Raw genomic sequence first — 24,978 nt, 5'->3', positions numbered from 1 at the left:
GGAAACCCGTCGCCGGCGGGCATGCGCGCTGACCCGGACGAGGACGGGCGGAGGCGGCTCCCGAGGACGGGCGAAGGCGGCGGCCCGGGGATCGGGGGCCGCCGCCTTCAGCTGGGGTCCAGCCGGTCGCGCGTGGGTCGCGCGTGCCGCATCAGTACCAGTGGTTGGCCTGCCAGAAGTTCCACGCGCCACACGGGCTGCCGTAGCGGTCCTTCATGTAGTCCAGGCCCCACTTGATCTGCGTGGCGGCGTTGGTCTTCCAGTCGGAACCGGCGGAGGCCATCTTCGAACCGGGGAGAGCCTGGACCAGGCCGTAGGCACCGGAGGACGCGTTCGTCGCGTTGGGGTTCCAGTCGCTCTCGTGGTCGACGATGTTGGAGAAACAGGTGTACTGAGCGGAGTTCGCGATCATCTTCTTCGCGGTCGCCTGGGCCTGCGCGGCCTCCGAGGTCGCGGCCTGCGCGGGCACGGCGGTGAGCAGCGCACCGGCGGTGGCGGCGACGACGGCGGTACCGGCGAGGGCCTTCTTCGGGGAGGCGATGCGGCGGAGAAGGGTGCGAGTCACGGGGAACCTTTTCTTCGGGGACGTTGACGTCGCGGGCATGCCTTCACCACATGCGATGCGGTGGGGGCGTACGTCGGCGCCGAGCCCGTGCGGGTGGTCGGCGCCGTGCGACTCGTCCACAGAAACAGCCCGGAGTACCTGTCCGCAAACACCCCTTTTGCTAGTTGTGGCCGTATACGGATGGAATGGGTGCTCTGTGACCTGGCTCTCAATCCGCAGGTCAGCGGCCGTTGCGACGTGGGCATGCCACGCTGTTCGATCTACGGTCCCGCTTCGTATGTGACCTGCGCCCTGTGGGGTGGTTCACCGCGCACCCGACGCTCCGTGCACGAGGCCCGACTCCGCGTTCAGGGAGTGGGCGGGTCGAATGTGACCGCGCTCTCGAAGGCGGCCCGGCGCGTGGCCCGCCGCAGCGCCCGCAGCACCGGGGTACCGAGCGTCAGGGTCAGGGCGACGGTGACCACGGCCCGGCCCAGGTCCCAGCCGAGGGAGGTGGCCAGGCAGTACGCGAGGAACCGGGCGAGGTTGGCGGCGGGGGAGGCGTCCGCGTGGAAGGCGATGTTCGAGGCGAGCGCGTCGATGAAGGGCCAGCCGTAGAGGTTCATGACCGTGCCATAGGCGAAGGCCGCGACGAAGCCGTACGCCGCGAGCAGCGCGAGTTCGGCGCGGCCCCGCAGCCGCCGGGCGCCCGGCAGCAGCCCGGCGCCCATCGCGAACCAGCCCATCGACAGCATCTGGAACGGCAGCCACGGCCCGACACCGCCGGTCAGCAGCGCCGACGAGAACATCGTCACCGCGCCGAGCGTGAAGCCGAAGCCCGGACCGAGGACGCGGCCGCTGAGCACCATCAGGAAGAACATGGGCTCCAGGCCCGCCGTCCCCGCCCCGATCGGGCGCAGCGCGGCGCCGGTCGCCGCGAGCACCCCGAGCATCGCCACCGCCTTCGCGCCCATCCCCGCCTCGGAGATCGTCGCGGCCACGACACCGACGAGCAGCACGAGCAGACCGGCGAACAGCCAGGGGGCGTCCTGCGCGTGCGCGCCGACCTGCGATTCGGGGGACGCGAAGAAAGGCCAGGCGAAGGCGGCCAGACCGATGAGGCTGACGAGCGCGAGGGCGAGGAGGGAGCGGGGGGAGAGGGGGACGGGGCGGGGGTGGCGCGGTGGGTGCGGGTTGGGATTGGGGCGGGGGTCGGTCGAGCGCGGGGTGTTCGTCACGGTCGCTCCCGTTCGGCCGCTCGCAGGGCGGTGAGGGCGTGGCTCACCTGGGTCGTGGTCAGCCATTTCTGCGGGGCCAGGATCTTCGTGACCTGGGGGGCGAAGGACGGGGAGCCGACGACCACCTCGGCGGTCGGGCCGTCGGCGACCACCTCACCGTCGGCGAGGATCAGCACGCGGTCGGCCAGCTCCGCCGCCAGCTCCACGTCGTGCGTGGCCAGCACGATGGCGTGGCCCTCGGCGGCGAGCCCGCGCAGGGTGGAGACCAGGCGGGCCTTGGCCGCGTAGTCGAGTCCCCGGGTCGGCTCGTCGAGGAGCAGCAGCGGTGGCCGGGCCGTCAGTACGACCGCGAGGGCGAGCGCCAGCCGCTGGCCCTCCGACAGATCACGGGGGTGCGTCGCGTCCGTCACTCCGGGCAACAGTTCCTCCACCAGCCGGCGGCACGTGCCCGGCTCCGCGCCCGCGTCCCCGTCCGCCGCCGCGCACTCGGCGGCGACGGTGTCCGCGTACAGCAGGTCCCTCGGGTCCTGGGGGACGAGACCGACCCGGCGTACGAGGTCCCTCGGCGCCGTCCGGTGCGGTCGCGCTCCGCCGACGTGCACGGAACCGGCCGTCGGGGGCACCAGGCCGACCATCGCGGACAGGAGGGTGGACTTGCCGGCGCCGTTGCGGCCCATGAGGGCGAGGGTCTCGCCGGGGGTGACGGTGAGGTCCACGCGGCGGAGGGCGGGGACGCTGCCGCGTCGCACCGCGAGCGAGGTGACTTCGGCGAGGGGTGCCGGCGGGGTGGCTTCCGGGAGGGCGGAGGGGGCTGCGGGCGCGGTGGCCGGCTCGGGTGTGCTGATCCGAGCCGGGGGCGGTGTGCGGGAGAGGAGGCGGCGGATTCGGGGGAAGGCGGGTTCGGGGGAGGGGGTGGGGTGCTGTGGCGTGGGCCGGGTGGGGGCGGTGGGTGGCTGGGCGCGGAGTTCCCCGCGCCCCCGGGCGGGGGTGGTGTCGGGCGGGGTGTGGGAGGCCAGGCGGGCTCGAAGGGGCGCCGCCCGGCGGCGGGCGTCCCGCACCGTCAGGGGGAGCGGCGTCCAGTCGGCGAGGCGGCCCAGGGCCACCACCGGGGGGTGGACCGGGGAGACGGCCATCACCTCGGCGGGGGTGCCCAGGACGGGGCGGGCGCCCGGCGCGGGGAGGAGGACGACCTGGTCGGCGTACTGGATGACGCGTTCGAGGCGGTGCTCCGCCATCAGGACCGTCGTGCCGAGGTCGTGGACCAGACGCTGGAGCACCGCCAGGACCTCCTCCGCCGCCGCAGGGTCCAGCGCGGAGGTCGGCTCGTCAAGGATCAGGACGCCGGGGTGCGGGGTCAGCACCGAGCCGATGGCGACTCGCTGCTGCTGCCCGCCGGAGAGCGTCGCGATGGGCCGGTCGCGGAGGCCGGCGAGGCCGAGGAGGTCCAGCGTCTCCTCCACCCGCCGCCGCATCACGTCCGGCGCCAGGCCCAGCGACTCCATGCCGTACGCGAGTTCGTCCTCGACGGTGTCCGTGACGAAGTGGGCGAGCGGATCCTGGCCCACCACGCCCACCACGTCGGCGAGTTCGCGCGGCCTGTGCGTACGGGTGTCCCGGCCGGCCACCGTGACCCGGCCGCGCAGGGTGCCCCCGGTGAAGTGCGGCACGAGTCCGTTCACCGCGCCCAGCACGGTCGACTTGCCGACACCCGACGGCCCGACCAGCAGGACGAGTTCCCCCTCCGGTACCTCGAAGTCGACGCCCCGGAGGGTGGGTTCGGCCGCACCTTCGTACGTGACGGACACGTCCTCGAAGCGGATCATGCGTCTTCCTTGCTGGGAGCGGTGACCGTGGGGGCAGTTGTCATGCGGGCGGTGGCGGTGGCGGTGGCGGTCGTGGGGGTGGCGGGCGCGGAGGTTTTCGCGGAGGTCGCCGGGGGCGGCGGACCGGGCACCGCGAACGACGGCAGCAGGCCCACCAGGAGCGCGGCGGCCGGCCACAGCGGGAGGTCCGGGGCGGTGAGGGGGACGACGGTGGGGTGCAGGGCGGCGGAGTCGTACGCCTCGCAGAGGATCAGGAGGGCGGCGACGGCCGTGCCCGACGCCCCCACCAGGGACGCCCGTACGCCCCACGGGTCAGGCCGGTAGCGCGTCCGGGGCGAGCGACGGCCGCCCAGACGCAGGCCCGCGAGGGCGGCGGCGAGGCCGGTGAGCAGGACGGGGAGACCGTAGGTGCCGCCGGCCGCGGTCAGGACGCCGTACGTTCCCGCGCAGACGCCCAGCAGTCCGCCGAGGGTCAGTGCGGCCGTCGTGCGGCGGACGCGGGCCGGGACCTCGGCCGTGCGGCCGTACCCGCGTGAGTCCATCGCGGCGGCCAGGGCCACCGACCGTTCCAACGCGCCCTCCAGCACCGGCAGTCCGACCTGGAGCAGCCCGCGGATGCCCCGGTCGGGGCGCCCGCGCAGCCGCCGCGCGGCCCGCAACCGCTGTACGTCCGTCACCAGATGCGGGGCGAACGTCATCGCCACCACCACCGCCACGCCCGCCTCGTACAGGGCGCCCGGCAGCGACTTCAGCAGCCGGGCCGGGTTGGCGAGGGCGTTCGCGGCACCGACGCAGATCAGGAGCGCGGCCAGGCGCAGACCGTCGTACAACGCGAACAGCACGCCCTCCGCGGTCACCCGGCCGCCCAGGCGGATGCCCTGCGCCCAGTCGGGCAGCGGGACTTCGGGGAGTGTGAGGAGGGTGTGCGTGCCGGGGACGGGCGAGCCCAGCACCACGGCGAAGCCCAGCCGGATGACCAGCACCGCCAGGCCGAGCTTCACGAACGCGGTGTACGAGCGGGCCCACGGGGCGTCCGTGCGGTGCGTCGCCACGACGTACCCCGCCACGGCTATGAGGAGGGCCAGGAGGAGGGGGTTGGTGGTGCGCGACGCGGCGGTACCGAGCCCGAGGGCCCAGAGCCACCAGGCGAGGGGATGCAGGTGGTCGGCCCGGTGTCCGTGGCTAGCCACGGCGGCGTCGCCTGGCCTGCCACACCGCCGCCGCGCCGAGCACCGCGACGGCGCCGACACCGACGAACAGCCCGACGGACGGGCCCTTCTCGTCGGACGTGCGGGCGTTGTCGGAGGCGGCCGAGTCGTCGGACGTGCCGGACGTGCCGGACGTGCCGGATGCGTCGGAGGTGCCGGGCGCATCGGGGCCGTCGTCGGCGATCGCCTCCCCGCACCCCTTCCGGGGGTATCCGGCGATCGAGCAGAGCAGCGCGTTCGTGTCGTACCGGAGCGGCTTCGCCACCGCGGCCAGCGCGTCGGCGGTGGTCGCGTCCGACGGCACGCGCGCACAGGCGGTGCGCGCCGGCGGGGGCGTCTCACCCGCCGGCGCGTCCTCGGCCGTGCCGAAGTCGAGGACCAGCGCGATCCGCTTGTGCCCGTCACGGGCGGCCGTACCCGAGCAGACGGCGTCGAAGCGGGCGGCCCCGCGCGGCTCGGCGGCGTCGTCGGAGTCCTCACTGACGGCGAACCGGAAGCCCTGGACGTCCCCGTCCGAGGGCCGCGCCGTCGACGGCCCCTGCGTCGCGTACACCCAGCCGGAGCCGTCCGCCCCCCGGTCCCAGAAGGACCAGTACCGGTAGGCGGCGGCATGGGCCGGTCCGCCGAGCCCCACCAGCACGCACAACACGAGCAGGGTCGCCGCCGACGCGGCAGTGACGCGCCCTCCGGTGAGGGTCATGTCCGTCGCCGCTTCCGGGTGAGCCGGGTCAGTGCCGCCCCGGCCAGCGCCGCGAGGCCGAGTCCGGCGCCCAGAACCACACCGGTCGCGATGCCCCCGTCGTCCCCGCCGTCGTCGGCGGGGTCGTCGCTCGGCACGCTCCGGTAGTCGTCCACGTCCCGCGCCGGTCCCGTCTCGGTCAGCTGCGCCACGAGGTCCGCGCCGCCGAAGTCGCGCGGGGCGGTGCCGGCGGCGTGCGCGGCGAGGATGAGCTGGGCGTACGCGGCGGGGCCGGACTTCGCCGCCCAGGGGCCGTAGTTCTTCTCCAGCCAGGCGAGCGGCTTCGCGGTGGCCTCCGTGTCCCCGGCGGCGGCCAGTGCCACGACCGCGTCGGCGGTGTTGCCGAGGTCGGGCTGGTCCTCGGCGCCCGGGAGGGCGGACTTCAGGTAGCCGTCGGAGGTGAGGGCCCCGGCGAGGTACACGGCACCGTTGTGGGCCGCGTCCTCGGGCGAGGTACCGCCGACGCACCCGGCGGCGCCCCCGGACTCCCCGGTCGCCCCGGAGTTTCCGGAGTCCCCGCTCTTCCCCGAATCCCCGGTCTTCGCGGCGTCGACCACGAACCCCTCACCCAGACTGCCGACCACGGCGGCGGCCGTGGCGTCGGCGTTGGCGGCGAGCCCGCCCTTCTTGTCGGGCTGGTAGGCGAAGGCACCGCTGCCCTCGGTGCCGGCGGCGCAGGGGAGGGCGAGGGCGCGCAGGGCGTCGTGGGGGGAGTGGCCGGCCTTCTTCTGCCTGGCGGGCTTCTCGCCCGCGGCAGCGAGCGCGCCGATGACGACGGACGTGGAGTTCGCGTCGCTGGGCCCGCCGGCGGTGAAGCCCCAGCCGCCGTCGTCGTTCTGGTTGTCCTTCAGCCAGCCGACGGCCCGCTCGGTCTGCGCGTCGTGCCCGCCGACGGCGGCGAGCGCCTGCACCGCGGCGGCCGTGCTGTTGGTGTCGACGGCCGTCTCGGCGTCGCACTGGGCGCTGGGGTCGGGCCGGTACGCCGCGAACGCCCCGTTCGCGCACTGCTGGCCGAGCAGCCAGTCGACGGCCCCGGCGCCGGGCTTCTCCCCCACGGCGTCGAGGGCGACCAGCGCGAGCGACTGCCGCCAGACGCCGTCGAACTTGGGGTCCGTCGACCCGTAGAGACCGGTGGGTATCGCCTGCGAGGGCGACGCGGACGGCGCGGCGGGGGCGGTGTCGTCGGCGAGGGCGGCCGGTGCGACACCGGTACCGAGTCCGGTGCCGACCCCGGCTGTGGCGGCCAGTACGGCGACGACCGCGGCGCTGCGGCGGACATTCATGATCGGCGGTGCCTCTCCCTGACGGGAGCCGGGCGCCACGGCGCGACGCCGGGCGGCTCGGCTCCGTATTCCTCGACGGTGCCGTGCACCGGCGGACGCCGGTGACGCGAGCCGGTCACAGTTCCGCACAGGGCAGTCCGACTCGCCGATCGCGCGGACGGCTTCGGCTCACGGTTGCGGGTCAGCGCCGGATTTGCACCGGCTTCCCCCTGTACGGGCGTGACGACCCGGCCACTCTACCTGCCGGTAGGCAACAGCCCGAGGGCCCCCGCACCGGAGGGTGGCTTCGGAAACATGCGGACGGGGAGAGTGCTGCGCGCGGGGCCCGTTCGGTCGGCGCCCGCCGAGGCGGTGTACGTCGGCGTCCGGTCTCACGCCGCCACGTACGTCACCGGGTCGGTTCCCGGGACCGCCTCCGCTCGGCCCTGTTTCACCAGGCGGCGCAGGTGGGCTTCCGCCTCGGCGACGGCGATGTTCCGCGAGGTGTAGGGGATCTGGGGCCAGGGGCGGTTCCACTCCATGCGTTCGGCGAGTTGCCACGGCGTGAGCGGGGTGGTGAGGAGGGAGCGCAGGTCGGTCAGGCGGGACTGGTGGTGCGTGAGCAGCTCCCGTACGCGGGCCGAGGCATCGGTGAACGTGTACTGGTGGGCCGGGAGGACCTCGGCCGGGCCCAGCCGGGCGACGCGTTCGAGGGAGTCGAGGTAGTCGCCGAGCGGGTCGGTCACCGTCGTGTCGTCGGGGTCCTCGTACAGGCCGATGTGCGGGCTGATCTCGGGGAGGAGATGGTCGCCGGAGAACAGCCGCCCCCGGCCGGGCAGTTCGGCCGGGTGGTCCTCCTCCAGGTGCAGGCAGACGTGGCCCGGGGTGTGGCCGGGCGTCCAGATCGCGCGGAGGCGGCGGCCGGGCAGGTCCAGGAGTTCGCCGGGGACGATCTCGCGGTCGGGGAGCGCGGGGGAGAGGCCGGGCAGGGTGCGGCGACCGCGCGGAGCGCGCAGCGGCGCCACGTGCTCCTCGGGCGCGCCGGCCGCCGTCAACTTGGCCGCCATGTACGTGAACCAGCGCTCCGGCCGCGTCTCCCGCGTCCGCCGTACGACCGCCGCGTCCGCCGCGTGCATGGCCAGCCAGGCGCCGGACGCCTCCCGCACCTTGCCCGAGAGGCCGTGGTGGTCCGGGTGGTGGTGGGTGATCACCACGCCGGTGATCTCCCCGACCGACGTACCGCACGCGACGAGGCCCTCGCACAGGGTGTCCCAGGAGGCCGGGTCGTCCCAGCCGGTGTCCACGAGCACGGGCCCGCGATCGGTGTCGACGACGTACACGAGCGTGTGGCCCAGGGGGTTGTCCGGGATGGGGACCCGAAGGGACCGGACGCCGCCGCCATGGTCGTACACCTGCGTCATCGGATCTCCTTCGTCAAGGGCTCCCCCATCGCCGCCCTCCCGCAACTATAACTAGAACAGGTTTCGATGGGGGGCCGAGTCAACCGTCGCTGCCCCGTGGACTCCTCGAACCGGAGCTGGTATCAGTTCCCGTATCGCCATATCTGATGCGTCGTCAGAAATCGGCTCCGGGGAGGCAGTCGGCCATGACCGAGCTCGTGGAACACGGACAGCTGTTCATCGGCGGGGAGTTGACGGACCCCCTGGGCACGGACGTCATCGAGGTGGTCTCGCCGCACTCGGAGGAGGTCATCGGCCGCGTACCGCACGCCTCACGCGCGGACGTCGACCGGGCCGTGGCCGCCGCGCGGAAGGCGTTCGACGAGGGGCCGTGGCCCCGGACGACCCTCGACGAACGCATCGAGGTCGTCGCCCGCATCAAGGACGCCTTCGCCGTGCGGCACGAGGAGTTCGCCCGCCTCATCAGCGCCCAGAACGGCACCCCCTTCACCTCCAGCGTCATGGTGCAGGCCCTCGCCTCGATGATGGTCTGGGACGCGGCGATCACCACGGCACGGAACTTCGCCTACGAGGAGCACCGCGACGGCGTGCTCGGGAAGATCCTCGTGCGGCGCGAACCGGTCGGGGTCGTCGCGGCCGTCGTCCCGTGGAACGTCCCGCAGTTCACCGCCGCCGCCAAGCTCGCCCCCGCGCTGCTCGCGGGCTGCCCCGCGATCCTGAAGGTCTCGCCCGAGACCCCGCTCGACGCGTATCTGCTCGCGGAGATCGCCGCCGAGGCCGGACTCCCGGAGGGCGTCCTGTCGATCCTCCCGGCCGACCGCGAGGTCAGCGAGTACCTCGTCGGGCACCCGGGCGTCGACAAGGTCTCCTTCACCGGCTCGGTCGCCGCAGGCAAACGCGTCATGGAGGTCGCCGCCCGCAACCTCACCCGCGTCACCCTGGAGCTGGGCGGCAAGTCCGCGGCGGTGATCCTGCCGGACGCCGACGCGCAGACCGCCGTCAACGGCATCGCGCCCTTCGCCTGGATGATCAACGGCCAGGCCTGTGTCGCCCAGACCCGCATCCTCGTCCCGCGCACCCGCTACGACGAGTTCGCCGAGGCGTTCGCGGCCGCCGCCTCCGCGCTCAAGGTCGGCGACCCCCTCGACCCCGCCACCGAACTCGGCCCGCTCGTGGCGCGGCGGCAGCAGCGCCGCAGCCTCGACTACATCCGCATCGGCCAGGAGGAGGGCGCCAAGATCCTCACCGGCGGCGGCCGCCCCGCCGGCCTCGACCACGGCTGGTACGTGGACGCCACCCTCTTCGGCGACGTCGACAACTCCATGCGCATCGCCCGCGAGGAGATCTTCGGCCCGGTCATCTGCCTCCTCCCGTACGGCGACGAGGCCGAGGCCGTACGGATCGCCAACGACTCCGACTACGGCCTGAGCGGCAGCGTGTGGACCGCCGACGACGAGCGCGGCATCGAGATCGCCCGCCAGGTCCGCACCGGCACGTACTCCGTCAACACCTTCAGCCTCGACATGTTCGGCCCCTTCGGCGGCTACAAGAACTCCGGCCTGGGCCGCGAGTTCGGCCCCGAGGGCTACAGCGAGTACCTGGAGCACAAGATGATCCACCTGCCCGCCGGGTACCAGCCGCCCACCGACGCGGGCACCGCCGCCGGGGGAGAGGGGGTGGGCTGATGGGCGACCGCTGGCACGTGGAGGTCGACCGGGCGATCTGCATCGGCTCCGCCCAGTGCACACACCTCGCCCCCGACGCCTTCCGCCTCGACACCGCGATGCAGTCCCACCCCACCGAACCGGAGACGGACGCCAACGAACGCATCCTGAAGGCGGCGGAGGGCTGCCCGGTGGAGGCGATCTCGATCTCCCTGCCCGACAGCGGCGAGCCGGTCTTCCCACCGGAGGAGTAGCCGCTGACACCCGCGCGGGGCCCAGCGCGTGTGCCTCGCGGCCCCCGACGGCGACGCCCGACCTGCTGGACCGGTGGGCGGGCGGGACGGCCATGGAGTAAAAAATCCCGATTAGGGGGTTGCGTACCCCTGTGGGCGTTCTATTCTGGAATTCGGCCTACGGGACGAGTGAGGGAGTTCGACCGGAGTAGCCGACATGGGCGTGAGACGCGAGTCTCCGCTGGTGCCGACGTCGACGGTCGGGCTGAGAGGCCGGAAGGTCGCTGGTACAGGACCGGAAGGCGACCCCCAGAACCTGATCCGGGTAATACCGGCGCAGGGAACCCGTCTCGTAGGTCTTCAACGGTGTAGGTCTTCAACGGTCTTCGTGGGCGTCTGTCCACAACAGTCTTCGCGTGTCTCCGACGAGCCCCGGCAGCCCCCTCGGTGCCGGGGCTATTTCTCGCCCTCGGGGGCCGTCAGGTCGATCAGACGGCAGACCGTCTCGATGTCGATCTTCACCTGGGCGATGGAGGCGCGGCCGGAGAGCCAGGTGATGAGGGCCGAGTGCCAGGTGTGCTCGATGACGCGGACGGCGGAGAGCTGTTCGGAGGTGGGGCGCTCCAGCCCCATCGCGTCCAGGATGATCGCCGTCGTCTGGTGGGAGACCTGGTCCACCTCGGGGCTGACGCTGCGGTCGGCGAACGTGAGCGCGCGGACCATGGCGTCCGCGAGGTGCGGCTCTCTCTGGAGCGCGCGGAACGCCCGCATCAGGGTCTCGGCCACCCGCTCCGCCGCCGTCTCGCCGGTCGGCGGCTTCTTCCGCAGCGTGCCGTGCATGTGCTCCAGCTGGTCCTGCATCGTGGCGACCAGCAGATGGATCTTGGAGGGGAAGTAGCGGTAGAGCGTGCCGAGGGCGACCTGCGAGGACTCGGCGACCTCACGCATCTGCACGGCGTCGAAACCGCCCCGGCTGGCCAGCTGCGCGCTCGCGTGCAGGATCCGGCGCCGACGGGCCTCCTGCCGCTGGGTGAGGGGCGGCGAGTCCCGCCGCGACTCCGGGCGCTGTTCCTGTCTGGCGCTACTGGCGTCCACCTTGGCTTCCGCAGGCATGGGTACCGTTCCGTGACAGTCGGTGAGGGCGTGCGATCCGACAGCATGCCAGGGCGCGTGCCGTGGCGTGAATCACCTGATCCACCGCTCACCGCGGCCCTACCTGCCGGTAGATTCAGTGCTCCTTGAACGATCAAGTCTGTAACTTGTTCTAGATTACCGTCCCGACGTAATCTCACCGGACAACACAGGCAGAAGGGGGCCCGAGAGTGACCGCTGAGGCCAGTGAGGCGGGGCATCACGCCAGCCCCGCCGCCGACGGCGGCCGACCGCTCAACATCGCGCTCCTCACCTATAAAGGGAACCCGTTCTGCGGGGGCCAGGGCGTGTACGTACGGCACCTCTCGCGTGAACTCGCCCGCCTGGGCCACCGGGTGGAGGTCATCGGCTCCCAGCCCTACCCCGTCCTCGACGAGGACGCCGTCCCCGACGCCGGACCGGGTGGGCTCTCCCTCACCGAGCTGCCCAGCCTCGACCTGTACCGGCAGCCCGACCCCTTCCGCACCCCGAAGCGCGACGAGTACCGCGACTGGATCGACGCGCTCGAAGTGGCGACGATGTGGACCGGCGGCTTCCCCGAGCCCCTGACGTTCTCCCTGCGCGCCCGCCGCCATCTGCGCGCCCGGCGCGGCGAGTTCGACGTCGTCCACGACAACCAGACCCTCGGCTACGGCCTGCTGGGCGAGGTGGGCGCGCCCCTCGTCACCACCATCCACCACCCCATCACCGTCGACCGGCAACTGGAGCTGGACGCCGCCGAGGGCTGGCAGCGCCGTATGTCCGTACGCCGCTGGTACGCCTTCACCCGGATGCAGAAGCGCGTCGCGCGCAGGCTGCCGAGCGTGCTCACCGTCTCCGGCACCTCCCGCCAGGAGATCGTCGACCACCTCGGCGTACGCGGCGACCGCATCCACGTCGTCCACATCGGCGCCGACACCGACCTCTTCTCGCCCGATCCCTCCGTCGCGCGGATACCCGGCCGGATCGTCACCACCTCCAGCGCCGACGTGCCGCTGAAGGGCCTCGTCTTCCTCGTCGAGGCGCTGGCGAAGGTCCGCACCGAGCACCCCGCCGCCCACCTGGTCGTCGTCGGCAAGCGGCCCACCGAGGGCCCCGTCGCCCAGGCCATGGAGCGCTACGGCCTCGACGGCGCCGTCGAGTTCGTGAAGGGCATCTCCGACGCCGAGCTGGTCGACCTGGTCCGCTCCGCCGAGGTCGCCTGCGTGCCCTCCCTGTACGAGGGGTTCTCGCTGCCCGCCGCCGAGGCCATGGCCACCGGCACGCCCCTGGTCGCCACCACCGGCGGTGCCATCCCGGAGGTCGCCGGACCCGACGGCGAGACCTGCCTCGCGGTGCCCACGGGCGACGCGGGAGCCCTGGCCGCCGCGCTGAACCGGCTGCTCGGCGACCCCGACCTGCGGGCCCGGCTCGGGCACGCGGGCCGCGAGCGGGTGCTGCGCCGGTTCACCTGGGCCAAGGCCGCCGAGGGCACGGTCGCCCACTACCGCGAGGCGATCGCCCGCGCGGAGGGGCGCCCGGCGGGGGCCGCCGCGAGCACCGTCCCCCGCGCCGTACCGGCGGCGGACCCCACCGCCGGCCGAGTCGTCGACGCCCACGAGGCCGTCGAAGAAGCAGTTGAAGCAAACCGCGAAAGCGCCGACCGCGAAAGCAGGGCCACGTGCTGACCGTCGACTTCTCCCGGTTCCCGCTCGCCCCGGGGGACCGCGTCCTGGATCTCGGCTGTGGAGCGGGCCGGCACGCCTTCGAGTGCTACCGGCGCGGCGCCCAGGTCGTCGCCCTCGACCAGAACGGCGACGAGATCCGCGAGGTCGCCAAGTGGTTCGCGGCGATGAAGGAGGCCGGCGAGGCCCCCGAGGGCGCGACGGCCACGGCCATGGAGGGCGACGCCCTCGCGCTGCCCTTCCCCGACGAGTCCTTCGACGTAGTGATCATCTCCGAGGTCATGGAGCACATCCCGGACGACAAGGGCGTGCTCGCCGAGATGGTCCGCGTGCTCAGGCCCGGCGGCCGCATCGCGATCACCGTTCCGCGCTACGGCCCCGAGAAGGTCTGCTGGACGCTGTCCGACGCGTACCACGAGGTCGAGGGCGGCCACATCCGCATCTACAAGGCGGACGAACTCCTCGGCAAGGTCCGCGAGGCCGGCCTCAAGCCGTACGGCACCCACCACGCGCACGCCCTGCACTCGCCGTACTGGTGGCTGAAGTGCGCGTTCGGCGTCGACAACGACAAGGCGCTCCCGGTCCGCGCGTACCACAAGCTGCTGGTCTGGGACATCATGAAGAAGCCTCTGGCCACCCGGGTCGCCGAGCAGGCGCTCAACCCGCTGATCGGCAAGAGCTTCGTGGTGTACGCGACGAAGCCGCACCTGCCGCGGATCGCGGACGCCGACGGCGACGGGGACGCGACGGCGGCAGGGACCGGTGCCGGTGCCGAGGCCGGGGTGGCCGCCAAGTGACGACGCCCCGGACAGAACACCTGGTCCTGCCCGGGGTACTGACCGCCGAGCAGGCCGCCGCCACCGTCCGCGGGATCCTCGCGACGCAGCGGGAGGACGGCGCGATCCCCTGGTTCCGCGGACACCACCTGGACCCCTGGGACCACGTCGAGGCCGCCATGGCCCTCGACGCGGCCGGTGAGCACGAGGCCGCCGCGCGCGCCTACGAGTGGCTGCGCCGGCACCAGAACGAGGACGGCTCCTGGTACGCCGCGTACGCCGACGGCGACGCCGCCGACGTCACCGACCGCGGCCGGGAGACCAACTTCGTCGCGTACATAGCCGTCGGCGTCTGGCACCACTACCTGGCCACCGGCGACGACACGTTCCTCGACCGCATGTGGCCGGCCGTGCACGCGGCGATCGAGTGCGTGCTGCGGCTCCAGCAGCCGGGCGGGCAGATCGGCTGGAAGCGCGAGGACGACGGCACGCCCGTGACCGACGCCCTGCTGACCGGCTCCTCGTCGATCCACCACGCGCTGCGCTGCGCGCTCGCCATCGCCGAGCAGCGGGAGGAGGCCCAGCCGGACTGGGAGTTGGCCGTGGGCGCGCTGCGGCACGCGATACGCCGGCACCCCGAGCGGTTCCTCGACAAGGACCGCTACTCGATGGACTGGTACTACCCGGTGCTGGGCGGCGCGTTGACGGGCGCGGAGGCCAAGTCCCGTATCGAGGAGGGCTGGGACCGCTTCGTCGTCCCCGGCTTCGGTGTCCGCTGCGTGGTCCCCAACCCGTGGGTGACGGGCGGGGAGTCCGCCGAACTCGCCCTCGCGCTCTGGGCGATGGGCGAGTCCGACCGGGCCCTGGAGATCCTCCAGTCCATCCAGCACCTGCGCGACCCCGCGACCGGTCTGTACTGGACGGGCTACGTCTTCGAGGACGGGGCCGTCTGGCCCGAGGAACTGACCTCGTGGACGGCGGGCTCCCTGCTGCTGGCGGTGGCCGCGCTGGGCGGCGACGAGGCGACGTGCGCGGTGTTCGGCGGGGAGCGACTGCCGCGGGGCCTGGACGACATCGAAGAGTCGGACTGCTGCTGAGGTCCGGCTTCCGGGTGGGGCGGTTGCGCTTCGTGGCCGAGAGCGGGTCGTCCGTGGCCGCTCGCGCAGTTCCCCGCGCCCCTGAAAGACCTGGGGCCAGCCCCTGCTTCTAGGGGGCGCGGGGAACTGCGCGACCAGCCCCCACTCAGCCGCAGTAACACGGCGGCCGCGACCCCCCCCCGGCGCCCTTCCGCGAAGCCCTCGCGCTCAGTGACGGTGCATGCGGTTCGCGATGGCGTGGCCCACCAACAGGTAGACCACCGCGGCCAGGCCGTACCCCGCGACGACCCGCGCCCACTGCTCGTCGAAGGTGAACAGGTCGTGGGACCAGCCGGCGAGCCAGCGGGCCGCGTCATGGACGAACTGCACGAAGTCGTTCGCGCCGTTCGCACCGAGCAGATACATCAGGATCCACAGGCCCAGAATGAAGGCCATCACGTCCGCGACGATCGCGATGACCCGGCCCGCCTGGTTGGAGCCGCTATATCGAGACATGCTTGACGGGTTGCCGCTGATTCGTGGCTGAAACCCTAGGAGTTCAGCTCGGCCAGCACCCGCAGCGTCGGCCGGTCCGGTGACACGACGAGCAGATCCGTCACCGGCCCCTTCCGCCACACCTCCAGCCGCTCGGCGATCCGCTCCCTCGGCCCCACCAGCGAGATCTCGTCGGCGAACGCGTCCGGCACCGCGCGCACGGCCTCCTCGCGGCGGCCGTCGAGGAACAACGCCTGTATGCGCCGCGCCTCTTCCTCATATCCCATGCGGGCCATGAGGTCGGCGTGGAAGTTGCGTTTCGCGTGCCCCATCCCGCCGATGTAGAAGCCGAGCATGATCTTCACGGGCAGCAGCCCCTCGGCGACGTCGTCGCAGAGCTGCGCCCGCGCCATGGGAGCGACGAGGAACCCCTCGCGCGGATCGCCCAACGACGCCTCGTACACGTCCGTCCGCGTCGGCGACCAGTACAACGGCAGCCAGCCGTCCGCGATCCGCGTCGTCTGCGCGATGTTCTTCGGCCCCTCGGCCCCCAGCAGGACGGGCAGATCGGACCGGAGGGGATGCGTGATGGACTTCAGCGGCTTGCCCACACCACTGCCGTCCGGACCGCGGTACGGCACCCCGTGGAAGCTCCCGTCCAACTCGACCGGGCCCTCCCGCCGGAGCACTTGCCGTACGACATCGACGTACTCCCGCGTCGCGGTCAGCGGCGACCTCGGGAACGGCCGCCCGTACCAGCCCTCCACGACCTGCGGACCGGACAGCCCGAGCCCGAGGAGCATCCGCCCGCCGGAGAGATGGTCGAGGGTGAGCGCGTGCATGGCGGTGGTCGTGGGCGACCGCGCCGCCATCTGCGCCACGGCCGTACCGAGCTTGATCCGCGACGTGCGCGCCGCGAACCAGGTGAGCGGCGTGAACGCGTCCGACCCCCACGACTCGGCCGTCCACACCGAGTCGTACCCGAGCCGCTCCGCCTCCTGAACGAGCGGCACATGATCCGCGGACGGACTACGCCCCCAGTACCCCAGTGCCAGACCGAGCCGCATACGCCGCCTCCTGACGCACCGTCAGTTATCCTGACCAGGAGGGCGACTGTACGACAACGGCCCCCCGCTCGGAAGAGCGAGGGGCCGGTCGTACGGCGAGGGTGCGGCGTCGCGCTCAGCCGCGCTGGATGCCGGTGGTGTCCTGGAGGACACCGCGGCGGCCGTCCTGGGTCTGGGCGACCAGGTTGGCGCCGCGCTGCTCGACCGCCAGGTACCAGGTACCGGGGGCCAGTTCGGCGATCGTCGACTGCGAGCCGTCCTCGGCGAACAGGGGACGCGCCACGGGCACGGCGAACCAGAACGGGGAGAAGTCACCCGCGGGCGGCTGCGGAGCGGCCTGCGCCTGCTGCGGCTGAGGCTGACCACCGAACGGCGCGCCCGGCTGCCCCGGCTGGGGCTGGCTCGCACCGAACGGCGCCTGAGCACCGGCACCCGGGTAGCCGTAACCACCGGGGGGCTGGGCGCCGTAGGGCTGCGGAGCCGCCGGACGCGGGGCGCCGACGAGGGCGGCCTTGAGCGCGGGGACGAGGGGGGTGGCGATGGCCGCGGCGGCCATGATCAGGGTCGCGATGAGGGCGAGGATGAGGCCGGCGCCGGCGTCGGTGCTGTTGCCGCTCGAGCCGCTGCCGAAGTTGTCACCACCGCCGGTGGGGTCGAAGATGTTGCCCAGCGCGCTCCACGCGGCGAAGACGGTGAAGGCGATGCCGAAGTGACCGAGGTCGATCCCGGCGATCTTCGGCGCCTGCGGCAGGCCACGGGCGATGACGATGAACACGGCGCCGAAGATCCCCGCCAGCACGACGCTGAGCAGTACCGGCCCGCTCTCCCAGAGGTTCGGGAGCTCGAAGCTGTCGGGAACACCGTCGAGGGAGTAGTTGTCGAGGAACGACGCGACGAACAGCAATACCGCTGCTCCGATCACGACGCCGTCGCCTCTGGTGAGGGAGCGGATATTCACTTCAGGTCCTTCGTCAGTCGTCTCGTCATCGGTGTGGAGGCGTCGCTGTTCACCATGGTGCCGTCAGGCTCTGGTGGGAAGCGCGGGGGTGGCCCCTCATCGTAGGGATGACCATATCGTCCACCCGACGTAGGTGTACGTCGGGATTGCCACGATGATCACGACCCTCCCCCTACCCGCGCAGGAAACTCACGATTCCCTCAGAGATCCCCTGCGCGGCCTTCTGCCGCCATGTGCCGGTGGTCAACAGTGCCGCGTCCTTGCTATCGCGCATATTGCCGCACTCGATGAACACCTTGGGAACCGTTGACAGATTGAGACCGCCCAGGTCCTGACGTGTGACGAGACCGGTACCTCCGCCCACATAGTTGGAGGGAGCGCTGCCCGTCTCGCGGACGAACTTGCCCGCGATGCGCTCCCCGAGGTCGCGGGAGGGACCGACGATGGGCCGGGTGTCGGCGGCGCCCTCGTGCACCGCGCCCGGCAGGATGACGTGGAAGCCCCGGTTGCCGGCCGCCGAGCCGTCCGCGTGGATCGACACCACCGCGTCGGCCTCCGCCGCGTTGCCGATGCGGGCCCGCTCGTCGATGCAGGGGCCCCACTCCCGGTCGCCGTCCTGCGTGAACTTCACGGTGGCGCCCTGCTGTTCGAGGAGCGCCCGCACCCGGCGCGACACGTCCAGCGTGAACTCGGCCTCCGTGTAGCCGTCGTTGGTGGACGTCCCCGTGGTGTCGCACTCCTTCATCCCGGTGCCGATGTTCACCTTGCGGTTGATCTCGGCGGTGTGCCGGAAGTTCCCGGAGTTGTGACCGGGGTCGATGACGACGACCTTGCCCTTCAGGGTGCCGTCGGCGGCGGCACCGGAGGAGGCCGTCGGGCTCGCCTTCTTGCCGTCGTCCCCCTTTTTCCCGTCCTTCCCGTCCTTGCCCTCGCCGTCCTCGGAGGCGGTCGGCTCGGCGGAGGGCGTCGGCGACGCCGGGGGAGCGGTTCTCGGCTGGTTGCGCGCGGCCGCCCGGTTCGACCCGTCGTCCCCGCCGCCGGGGTCGCCGACGGCCTGCCACACCCCCCAACCGGCGACCGACCCCACCACGATGGCGGCGACGGCCACGGTCAGCGGGCGGCGCAGAGGCGAACGGCGGGGCTGGGGCGGATCGAAGTCCGGTCCTACGTACGACACGCCTGCCACCATACGGGGCGGGCCGGCGCCGGCGGCCTCACGACGCCGTACCGCCATGTTTCGTCCCCTCCCGCCGCTCCCCCTTTCCCCTGTGCGGGGGCGCGGCCCCGGAACAGGGGTGACCAGTGGATGGGCGGATGCCCGGTCGCACGGTAGAGTCGGCCAATTACTGCTTGTCGTGGGGCAGGGCTCGGCCGGGCGGTGGCAGGGCCCTGGGGGGAGGGCCTGCAAGGGATGAGTCGTCGCTCCAACGGGTTGGTCGGGGTCTGGGCCGAGGCACAGCGCCAGCAGCAGCGTCAGCTGGAGGCGCGGGCCAGGCAGCAACGGGAGTACGAGCGCCAGCAGCGCGCGTACCAGCGGGAGGTGGCCCGCAGCCACCGCGAGCAGCAGCAGGCGTACCGGCAGCAGCGTGAGGCGGAGGCCCGGCGGCGTACCGAGGAACTGGACGCGCAGGTCGCCGCCCTCCAAGGGCTGCTGGCCACCGGCTGCCGGGCCCCGGCGTTCCGCGCCGCCTCCCTCACCCGCTCCGAGCGACTGGAGCCCTTCGCGCCCGGCGCGCTCGCCCAGCCGGTGCCCATGCCGGACCCCGGCCAGTACCAGGCCCAGGGCGGCTGGACCGCCGGCCGGCGGGCCCAGGCGCAGGCCGAGGCGCGGGCCCGCTTCGAGCAGGACTGGCACGCCGCGCAGGCGGCGGAGGCCCAGCGGCAGCGGCAACTCGCCCAGTACCAGCGGCAGTACCAGCAGTGGGCCGACGGGCAACTGGCCGAGGTCCGCCGGCACAACGCGGGCGTCGCCGAGATGACGACGGCCCTGCGCGCCGGCAGCGACCCGGAGGCCGCCGTCGAGTACTTCTCCGCGGCGCTCTACGCCTCCGCCGCCTGGCCGGAGGGCTTCCCCCGCCAGGTCTCCGCCGCCTACGACGCGGCCGCCCGCGAACTCGTCCTCGACTGGGAGCTGCCCCGCTTCGACGTCGTCCCCGAGGCGAAGTCCGTGCGCTACCAGCCCGGCGTCGACCAGGACAAGGAGACGGCCCGGCCCGTCACCCAGCGGCGCGCCCTCTACCGGGACGTCCTCGCGCAGTGCGTCCTGCTCGTGCTGCACGACCTCTTCGCGGCCGACGAGTTCGGTGCCCTGGAGGCGGTCACGCTGAACGGGTTCGTCGACGACCACGACCCGGCGACCGGTCGGCGCGCGCAGATCGTCCTCGCGAGCGTCATGGCGCCGCGTGCGGTGTTCACCGGCCTGAACCTGGAGCAGGTCAGCGCCGTCGACTGCCTGCTCGACGGGCTCCGCGGCCAGCTGTCCGCCAAGCCGGACCAGCGCACCGCCGTACGGCCCGGCCGCCGGCCCGCCGACGTCGGCAACGGTGTCGTCACCCACGGCGGCGACGAGGAGCCCGACCTGCTGGAGATGGACCCCGTCGCCTTCGAGGCGCTGGTCGCCGAACTCTTCCAGGCCATGGGCATGCAGGCGGTCACCACCCAGCGCTCCAACGACGGCGGGGTGGACGTCGACGCCCTCGACCCGGCGCCGATCCGCGGCGGCAAGATCGTCGTGCAGGTCAAGCGGTACCGCAACACCGTCCCGCCGACGGCCGTCCGGGACCTCTACGGCACCGTCCAGCACGCGGGCGCCAACAAGGGCGTCCTGGTGACGACGTCCAAGTTCGGCCCCGGCTCGCACACCTTCGCCAACGGCAAGCCGCTCGAACTCGTCTCCGGCAGCGAACTCGTCGACCTGCTGCACCGGCACGGGCTGCGCGGCCGCCTGGGCACGGGCGACGGGAGCGCCGTCCCCGCCCAGCGGACGGCGCCCGACCCCCGCCAGGCCATGGCCACGAGCCCCGACACCGGCGCGCCCACGGGTCCCGCGGACGACTTCAGCGTGCTGGGCATGGGCTGGAGCGGCACCGTCGCCCTGGACGTGTGCGCGCTCGTCTGCCACGGCAACCGGGTGCTCAGCGACGACCACTTCGTCTTCTACAACAACCTGCGCACCCCCGACGGCACGGTCCGCGCGCTCCCCCCGGCGGCACCGGACAAGGCCGCGATCCGGGTCTCCTTCGACGCGCTGCCCGCCGAGGCCGACCGGCTCGTCCTCGTGGCGGCGATCGACCCCGCCGTCAACCCCGAGGCCGACCTGTCGGGCTTCACCGACGCCTGCATCCGGCTCCTGGACCCGTCGCGCACCGAACAGGGCCGCCTCGACGTCTCCGACGGCCGCCCCGGCGAGACCGCCCTGGTCCTCGGCTCCTTCCGCCGCCGGGCCAACGGCGACTGGGACTTCGTCCTCGGCGGCAAGGGCTACCGCGGGGGACTGGAGGAACTGGTCCAGGACTACGGGATAGAGGTGGCGTAGGGCCGGGTGCCACCACCGGTGCCGGTTCCGGTCGGGGGCCAGTGGTGATCCGGGTCAGATGCCGCCCCCCGTGCGCCGCAGCACTCGCAGTGAGTCCGTCGCCGAGACCTCAGTGAAGGCGCCGGAGGCGAGGGCCCGCAGGTAGACGCGGTACGGGGCCTGGCCGGTGAACTCGTCGACCGGGTCGGGGAACACGTCGTGGATGACGAGCAGGCCGCCCTCGGCGACATGCGGGGCCCAGCCCTCGTAGTCGGCGGTGGCGTGCTCGTCGGTGTGGCCGCCGTCGACGAAGACCAGACCGAGGGGGGAGTTCCAGACCTTCGCCACCTGCGGTGAGCGGCCCACGAGGGCGATCACGTGCTCCTCCAGACCCGCCCGGTGCAGGGTGCGGCGGAACGTCGGCAGCGTGTCCATCAGCCCGATCTCCGGGTCGACGGTCTCCGGGTCGTGGTACTCCCAGCCCGGCTGCTGCTCCTCGCTGCCCCGGTGGTGGTCGACCGTGATCGCCGTCACACCCGCCTCGCGCGCCGCGTCCGCGAGGAGGATCGTCGAGCGGCCGCAGTAGGTGCCGACCTCCAGCAGCGGGAGCCCCAGGTGCCCCGCCTCCACGGCCGCCGCGTACAGGGCCAGCCCCTCGCCCGCGGGCATGAACCCCTTGGCCGACTCGAACGCGGCGAGGATCTCCGGCTTGGGGGCCGCGGGCATGGGGTCCTCCGTGGTGGCGTGGCGGGTGCGGGGCCGCAGCGGGTACGGGTTCCGCGTGCAGGTGTCGTACGGACGTTCGGGACCGTACGCACCGGGTGCCCCATGCTGCCATGCGGCCCGTCGGCGGCGTCAGGACACCCGCTCGACCGGGCGTTCGGCGGTCGCCTTGTCGTCCGCGTTGTCGTCCGCGCTGCTCGCCAGGAGGGTCGGGCCGTTCGCGGGACGGCGGCCGGGGAGGAACACGGCGAGGAGGATGCCGACGGCGACCGCGGCGGTGGCGATCAGGAACGAGAGCCGGAAGCCGTGCATGGTGGGGATCGCGACCCCGCCGACGTGGTGCGCGGTGTTGGCGAGCACCATGCCGATGACGGCGCTCGACACGGACGTGCCGATGGAGCGCATCAGCGTGTTGAGGCCGTTCGCGGCGCCCGTCTCGGACGGGTCGACGGCGCCGACGATCAGCGCGGGCAGCGAGGAGTAGGCGAGGCCGATGCCCGTGCCGAGGACCACCGACACCACCACGGTCTGCCAGGCGGCGCTCATCAGCCCGAGGCCCGCGCCGTAGCCGACCGCGATGATCAGCAGCCCGAGGATGAGGGTGCTCTTGGGGCCGTACTTGGCGGACAGCCGGGCGTAGACGGGCGCGGTGAACATCATCGTCAGGCCTAGCGGCGCCACGCACAGGCCCGCGACGACCATCGACTGACCGAGGCCGTAGCCGGTGGCGGTGGGCAGCTGGAGGAGCTGCGGCAGGACGAGTGAGACGACGTAGAAGGAGACGCCGACCATGATCGAGGCGAGGTTGGTGAGGAGCACCTCGCGGCGGGCGGTCGTGCGCAGGTCCACCAGGGGCGCGGGGATACGCAGCTCCAGGACGCCCCACAGGAGCAGCACCAGGGCCGACGCGGCGAACAGCCCGAGCGTGGTCACGGAGGTCCAGCCCCAGTCGCTGCCCTTGGTGATCGGCAGGAGGAAGAGGACCAGACCGAGGGAGAGGCCGAGCGCGCCGAGGAGGTCGAAGGAGCCGTGCGCCCGTGTCTTCGTCTCGGGCACGGCGACGCGGGTGAGGGCGATGGAGAGGACGCCGAGGCCGGCCGCGCCGAAGAAGAGGACGTGCCAGTCGGTGTTCTGGGCGACGGCCGCGGCCAGCGGCAGGGCGAGTCCGCCGCCGACGCCGATGGACGAGCTCATCAGGGCCATCGCGGACCCGAGGCGTTCGCGGGGCAGCTCGTCCCGCATCAGGCCGATGCCCAGCGGGATCGCGCCCATCGCGAAGCCCTGGAGGGTGCGGCCCACGATCATCGGGATCAGGGCGCTGGTGAAGCCGCTGATCAGCGCGCCCACCACCATCACCGCCAGGCTGGCGAGCAGCATCCGGCGCTTGCCGTAGAGGTCGCCGAGACGGCCCATGATCGGGGTGGCCACGGCGCCCGAGAGGAGCGTGGAGGTCAGGACCCAGGTGGCGTTGCTGGGCGTGGTGTCGAGGAGCTGGGGGAGATCCTTGATCACCGGGACCAGCAGGGTCTGCATCACCGCGACCACGATGCCCGCGAAGGCCAGCACGGGGACGATCCCGCCGTTCGTCCTCGTGGCGGGCTCGTGGGCGACGGGTGTGTGCGGGTGCGTCATGGAGAGGGGCCTCCTGGCCGGAAGAGGGTGCGTGACAGGCCAACCTCGTCGACCAGGGCAACTATTCCGATGGTTCGAGTGGCTAATGAATTCTTGACCAGCCCATGGGAATGTGATCGTCCGTCAGGTCATCTGCCAGGTCGTCCGTCAGGTCGTCCGTCCGGCTCCTGGGCGTCGCTGCGCGGGCTGCCGCGCGGGCTGCGGCACGGTCTGCCGCACGGCGCGGCGAGGCCGTCTGAAGTTCTCCGCCGGACAAGGCAACGGATCCGGGCCCTCGTGGACTGTTAAAGACATCTAGGAGGTGCTCATGGGGGATCGGAAACAGGCTCGGGACGAGGAGTTCCAGAGCTTCCTCGTCGGCCGCTGGCCACGGCTGATGCGCACGGCATTCCTCCTCACGGGGGAGCAGCACGCGGCGGAGGACCTGGTGCAGACGACGCTGGAGCAGGTCTACGCGGCCTGGCGCCGAGTCGCTTCGACGGACGACCCGGACACTTATGTACGGCGCGTCATGATCAACGCCCATGCGCGCAGGCACCGCAGACGCCTCAAGGAGTTCCTGGCGCCGAGGACCGACTCGGACCTGCTGCCCGAGGTGCCGGACAGCGGTGACCGCATCGCCCAGGCCGACGACCGCGGCGCGCTCCTCACGGCGCTCTCCCAGCTGCCGCCCCGGCAGCGGGAGGCCGTGGTCCTGCGGTACTGGGAGGACCTGAGCGAGAGCCAGGCGGCGGAGGCGATGGGCTGCTCCGTCGGCTCGGTCAAGAGCAACGCGGCGAAGGGGCTCGCGAAGCTCCGCGCCGTACCGGGACTGGCCGAGACGGTGACGCAGGGAGGGCGGAAGTGAGGGACGCGGACGACACGCACGGCATCGACGGCGGGCATGGGAAGGCGGAGCGGCACATGACTCGGGGTGACGGCACCCATGGCGGCGACGACACGCTCGGCGGTCTCACGGGCAGCACCGCGCTGGAGAGAGACATCGCCCTGCTGCTGGCGGACGCGGCCGACGAGGTGGAGATCGGCACGGCCCCCTACCGGGCGGTGGTCCGGGGCGGCAGGCGCCGCAAGGCCCGCCGCTGGGCCGTCGCGGCGGCGGTGACGGTGGTGCTCGCGGGCTCCACGGGAGCGCTGGCCCTGGCGGGGGCGGCGGACGGCGGCCGGGTCGCGGTGCCCCCGGCCGCCACGGGGTCGGCCGAGTCCGGGCAGCGGCACCTCTACCAGCCGCAGCGGACCCAGCTGGCCTCCGGACGCGACCACGGCCACGACTGGGAGATCACGGTCGAGTTCTGGGACGCCCCCAGGACCGAGCGGCAGGCGGAGAGGCAGCTCGCCGCGATGGCGCTGCGGGGCGACGAGCCGACCGATGTGGATGGCCCCGCCGCACTCGTGGACCGCGGCTGGCACTTCGTGCACCTCTCCGTGGACGGGGGCCGGACCGACGAGGTGATCGACGGCGAGGAGTGGACCGCGACCGGCAGGGACCTCCAGGCCTTCGCGACGGTCCTGCCCACCGGTGACCAGGGCACGGGCGGCGCCCCCAAACGCCTCGTCATCGGCGAGGTCGCCCCCACCGCCCAACAGGTCCGCGTCACCTGGTCCGACGGCACCTCCGTGGACGTCAACCGCGACGGCGACGATCCCTGGTACGAGGACCTCCGCAACCCCCGCATCGTCGACGCCGAGGGCTCCCCGGTGAGCTGGTTCGTGGCCCTGGCGCCCAAGGGGGTGGAGTACGAGTCGGCGGCCGTTGTGCGCTAGCCATCTGACACAGTGTCAGGAGTCTTCACAAGTGCACGTGCCTCGGCTA

General features: G+C 72.8%; 22 protein-coding genes and 1 riboswitch. Of the genes, 8 read left to right on the top strand and 14 right to left on the bottom strand.

Going from position 1 to position 24,978, the window contains the following annotated elements; translation table 11 throughout:
- Window positions 1–151: 151 nt before the first annotated feature.
- From ACZ4Z3_RS07175 to ACZ4Z3_RS07145, 7 genes are all read right to left on the bottom strand, one after another.
- Window positions 152–604: an aggregation-promoting factor C-terminal-like domain-containing protein gene (locus ACZ4Z3_RS07175; RefSeq protein ID WP_468500060.1), complete on the bottom strand. Its 453-nt coding sequence runs from the start codon at window positions 602–604 to the stop codon at window positions 152–154.
- A gap of 308 nt (window positions 605–912) precedes the next feature.
- Window positions 913–1,782 (bottom strand): ECF transporter S component, encoded by an 870-nt coding sequence (locus ACZ4Z3_RS07170; RefSeq protein WP_468500059.1) that lies wholly within the window; start codon window positions 1,780–1,782, stop codon window positions 913–915.
- Window positions 1,779–3,605 carry an ABC transporter ATP-binding protein gene (locus tag ACZ4Z3_RS07165; protein WP_468500058.1) on the bottom strand — a complete coding sequence of 609 codons (1,827 nt, stop codon included), beginning with the start codon at window positions 3,603–3,605 and terminating at the stop codon, window positions 1,779–1,781. Before ACZ4Z3_RS07165 ends, ACZ4Z3_RS07170 begins: the two co-directional genes overlap by 4 nt.
- Window positions 3,602–4,795: an energy-coupling factor transporter transmembrane component T gene (locus ACZ4Z3_RS07160; RefSeq protein WP_468500057.1), complete on the bottom strand. Its 1,194-nt coding sequence runs from the start codon at window positions 4,793–4,795 to the stop codon at window positions 3,602–3,604. Before ACZ4Z3_RS07160 ends, ACZ4Z3_RS07165 begins: the two co-directional genes overlap by 4 nt.
- A complete protein-coding gene (locus ACZ4Z3_RS07155; RefSeq protein WP_468500056.1) occupies window positions 4,788–5,513 on the bottom strand; it encodes an SCO2322 family protein in 726 nt (241 codons plus the stop codon). Before ACZ4Z3_RS07155 ends, ACZ4Z3_RS07160 begins: the two co-directional genes overlap by 8 nt.
- Window positions 5,510–6,835, bottom strand: coding sequence for a prenyltransferase/squalene oxidase repeat-containing protein (locus ACZ4Z3_RS07150; RefSeq protein ID WP_468500055.1), 1,326 nt, complete (start codon window positions 6,833–6,835; stop codon window positions 5,510–5,512). Before ACZ4Z3_RS07150 ends, ACZ4Z3_RS07155 begins: the two co-directional genes overlap by 4 nt.
- A 114-nt stretch (window positions 6,836–6,949) precedes the next feature.
- Window positions 6,950–7,089, bottom strand: a riboswitch (cobalamin riboswitch).
- A gap of 117 nt (window positions 7,090–7,206) precedes the next feature.
- Window positions 7,207–8,235, bottom strand: coding sequence for an MBL fold metallo-hydrolase (locus ACZ4Z3_RS07145; protein WP_468500054.1), 1,029 nt, complete (start codon window positions 8,233–8,235; stop codon window positions 7,207–7,209).
- Window positions 8,236–8,420: 185 nt separating this feature from the next.
- Here ACZ4Z3_RS07145 and ACZ4Z3_RS07140 point away from each other — a divergent pair, with 185 nt between their 5' ends.
- Both ACZ4Z3_RS07140 and ACZ4Z3_RS07135 read left to right on the top strand, forming a co-directional pair.
- Window positions 8,421–9,920 (top strand): aldehyde dehydrogenase, encoded by a 1,500-nt coding sequence (locus ACZ4Z3_RS07140; RefSeq protein WP_468500053.1) that lies wholly within the window; start codon window positions 8,421–8,423, stop codon window positions 9,918–9,920.
- Entirely contained in the window at window positions 9,920–10,153 is a 234-nt protein-coding gene (locus ACZ4Z3_RS07135) for a ferredoxin (protein ID WP_468500052.1), read from the top strand. The genes ACZ4Z3_RS07140 and ACZ4Z3_RS07135 overlap by 1 nt, the downstream gene beginning before the upstream one ends.
- A 435-nt stretch (window positions 10,154–10,588) precedes the next feature.
- On the opposite strand, the gene ACZ4Z3_RS07130 is transcribed toward ACZ4Z3_RS07135, so the two are convergent.
- Window positions 10,589–11,245 (bottom strand): TetR family transcriptional regulator, encoded by a 657-nt coding sequence (locus ACZ4Z3_RS07130; protein ID WP_468500051.1) that lies wholly within the window; start codon window positions 11,243–11,245, stop codon window positions 10,589–10,591.
- 209 nt (window positions 11,246–11,454) lie between these two features.
- Between ACZ4Z3_RS07130 and ACZ4Z3_RS07125 the strand changes: the two genes are divergently transcribed.
- The 3 genes from ACZ4Z3_RS07125 to ACZ4Z3_RS07115 are packed head-to-tail and all read left to right on the top strand — an operon-like array spanning window position 11,455 to window position 14,800.
- Window positions 11,455–12,930, top strand: coding sequence for a glycosyltransferase family 4 protein (locus ACZ4Z3_RS07125; RefSeq protein WP_468500050.1), 1,476 nt, complete (start codon window positions 11,455–11,457; stop codon window positions 12,928–12,930).
- The gene (locus ACZ4Z3_RS07120) at window positions 12,924–13,724 is read left to right on the top strand and encodes a class I SAM-dependent methyltransferase (protein ID WP_468500049.1); all 801 of its coding nucleotides are present in this window, start codon (window positions 12,924–12,926) and stop codon (window positions 13,722–13,724) included. The genes ACZ4Z3_RS07125 and ACZ4Z3_RS07120 overlap by 7 nt, the downstream gene beginning before the upstream one ends.
- Complete coding sequence (locus ACZ4Z3_RS07115) at window positions 13,721–14,800, top strand: prenyltransferase/squalene oxidase repeat-containing protein (RefSeq protein ID WP_468500048.1); 1,080 nt, start codon at window positions 13,721–13,723, stop codon at window positions 14,798–14,800. Before ACZ4Z3_RS07120 ends, ACZ4Z3_RS07115 begins: the two co-directional genes overlap by 4 nt.
- A 207-nt stretch (window positions 14,801–15,007) precedes the next feature.
- On the opposite strand, the gene ACZ4Z3_RS07110 is transcribed toward ACZ4Z3_RS07115, so the two are convergent.
- The 4 genes from ACZ4Z3_RS07110 to ACZ4Z3_RS07095 form a co-directional block, all read right to left on the bottom strand.
- Entirely contained in the window at window positions 15,008–15,295 is a 288-nt protein-coding gene (locus ACZ4Z3_RS07110; protein ID WP_239753847.1) for a hypothetical protein, read from the bottom strand.
- Between the two features lie 35 nt (window positions 15,296–15,330).
- The gene (locus ACZ4Z3_RS07105; protein WP_468500047.1) at window positions 15,331–16,341 is read right to left on the bottom strand and encodes an LLM class F420-dependent oxidoreductase; all 1,011 of its coding nucleotides are present in this window, start codon (window positions 16,339–16,341) and stop codon (window positions 15,331–15,333) included.
- A 115-nt stretch (window positions 16,342–16,456) separates the two neighbouring features.
- Complete coding sequence (locus ACZ4Z3_RS07100; RefSeq protein ID WP_468500046.1) at window positions 16,457–17,299, bottom strand: hypothetical protein; 843 nt, start codon at window positions 17,297–17,299, stop codon at window positions 16,457–16,459.
- A gap of 172 nt (window positions 17,300–17,471) precedes the next feature.
- Complete coding sequence (locus tag ACZ4Z3_RS07095) at window positions 17,472–18,476, bottom strand: N-acetylmuramoyl-L-alanine amidase (RefSeq protein ID WP_468500045.1); 1,005 nt, start codon at window positions 18,474–18,476, stop codon at window positions 17,472–17,474.
- Window positions 18,477–18,710: 234 nt separating this feature from the next.
- Here ACZ4Z3_RS07095 and ACZ4Z3_RS07090 point away from each other — a divergent pair, with 234 nt between their 5' ends.
- Window positions 18,711–20,834: a restriction endonuclease gene (locus tag ACZ4Z3_RS07090; RefSeq protein WP_468500044.1), complete on the top strand. Its 2,124-nt coding sequence runs from the start codon at window positions 18,711–18,713 to the stop codon at window positions 20,832–20,834.
- Window positions 20,835–20,888: 54 nt separating this feature from the next.
- Here ACZ4Z3_RS07090 and ACZ4Z3_RS07085 read toward each other — a convergent pair whose 3' ends face one another.
- Both ACZ4Z3_RS07085 and ACZ4Z3_RS07080 read right to left on the bottom strand, forming a co-directional pair.
- A complete protein-coding gene (locus tag ACZ4Z3_RS07085) occupies window positions 20,889–21,539 on the bottom strand; it encodes a class I SAM-dependent methyltransferase (protein ID WP_468500043.1) in 651 nt (216 codons plus the stop codon).
- 129 nt (window positions 21,540–21,668) lie between these two features.
- Window positions 21,669–23,168, bottom strand: a complete 1,500-nt coding sequence (locus ACZ4Z3_RS07080; protein WP_468500042.1) for an MFS transporter — start codon at window positions 23,166–23,168, stop codon at window positions 21,669–21,671.
- A 307-nt stretch (window positions 23,169–23,475) separates the two neighbouring features.
- Here ACZ4Z3_RS07080 and ACZ4Z3_RS07075 point away from each other — a divergent pair, with 307 nt between their 5' ends.
- Window positions 23,476–24,015, top strand: a complete 540-nt coding sequence (locus ACZ4Z3_RS07075; RefSeq protein WP_468500041.1) for a SigE family RNA polymerase sigma factor — start codon at window positions 23,476–23,478, stop codon at window positions 24,013–24,015.
- Window positions 24,012–24,929: a hypothetical protein gene (locus tag ACZ4Z3_RS07070; RefSeq protein WP_468500040.1), complete on the top strand. Its 918-nt coding sequence runs from the start codon at window positions 24,012–24,014 to the stop codon at window positions 24,927–24,929. Before ACZ4Z3_RS07075 ends, ACZ4Z3_RS07070 begins: the two co-directional genes overlap by 4 nt.
- Window positions 24,930–24,978 lie beyond the last annotated feature (49 nt).

The sequence above is a fragment of the Streptomyces sp. NPDC030296 genome (genome assembly GCF_055572815.1).
The sequence above is the reverse complement of the archived record's forward strand: the minus strand, read 5'-3'. Positions and strand labels throughout refer to the sequence as shown.

Coding starts and splice junctions, on each gene's coding strand:
- ACZ4Z3_RS07175 (WP_468500060.1), bottom strand. CDS start 604: ATGCCCGCGACGTCAACGTCCCCGAAGAAAAGGTTCCCCGTGACTCGC.
- ACZ4Z3_RS07165 (WP_468500058.1), bottom strand. CDS start 3,605: ATGATCCGCTTCGAGGACGTGTCCGTCACGTACGAAGGTGCGGCCGAA.
- ACZ4Z3_RS07155 (WP_468500056.1), bottom strand. CDS start 5,513: ATGACCCTCACCGGAGGGCGCGTCACTGCCGCGTCGGCGGCGACCCTG.
- ACZ4Z3_RS07150 (WP_468500055.1), bottom strand. CDS start 6,835: ATGAATGTCCGCCGCAGCGCCGCGGTCGTCGCCGTACTGGCCGCCACA.
- ACZ4Z3_RS07145 (WP_468500054.1), bottom strand. CDS start 8,235: ATGACGCAGGTGTACGACCATGGCGGCGGCGTCCGGTCCCTTCGGGTC.
- ACZ4Z3_RS07140 (WP_468500053.1), top strand. CDS start 8,421: ATGACCGAGCTCGTGGAACACGGACAGCTGTTCATCGGCGGGGAGTTG.
- ACZ4Z3_RS07135 (WP_468500052.1), top strand. CDS start 9,920: ATGGGCGACCGCTGGCACGTGGAGGTCGACCGGGCGATCTGCATCGGC.
- ACZ4Z3_RS07130 (WP_468500051.1), bottom strand. CDS start 11,245: ATGCCTGCGGAAGCCAAGGTGGACGCCAGTAGCGCCAGACAGGAACAG.
- ACZ4Z3_RS07110 (WP_239753847.1), bottom strand. CDS start 15,295: ATGTCTCGATATAGCGGCTCCAACCAGGCGGGCCGGGTCATCGCGATC.
- ACZ4Z3_RS07105 (WP_468500047.1), bottom strand. CDS start 16,341: ATGCGGCTCGGTCTGGCACTGGGGTACTGGGGGCGTAGTCCGTCCGCG.
- ACZ4Z3_RS07090 (WP_468500044.1), top strand. CDS start 18,711: ATGAGTCGTCGCTCCAACGGGTTGGTCGGGGTCTGGGCCGAGGCACAG.
- ACZ4Z3_RS07085 (WP_468500043.1), bottom strand. CDS start 21,539: ATGCCCGCGGCCCCCAAGCCGGAGATCCTCGCCGCGTTCGAGTCGGCC.
- ACZ4Z3_RS07080 (WP_468500042.1), bottom strand. CDS start 23,168: ATGACGCACCCGCACACACCCGTCGCCCACGAGCCCGCCACGAGGACG.
- ACZ4Z3_RS07075 (WP_468500041.1), top strand. CDS start 23,476: ATGGGGGATCGGAAACAGGCTCGGGACGAGGAGTTCCAGAGCTTCCTC.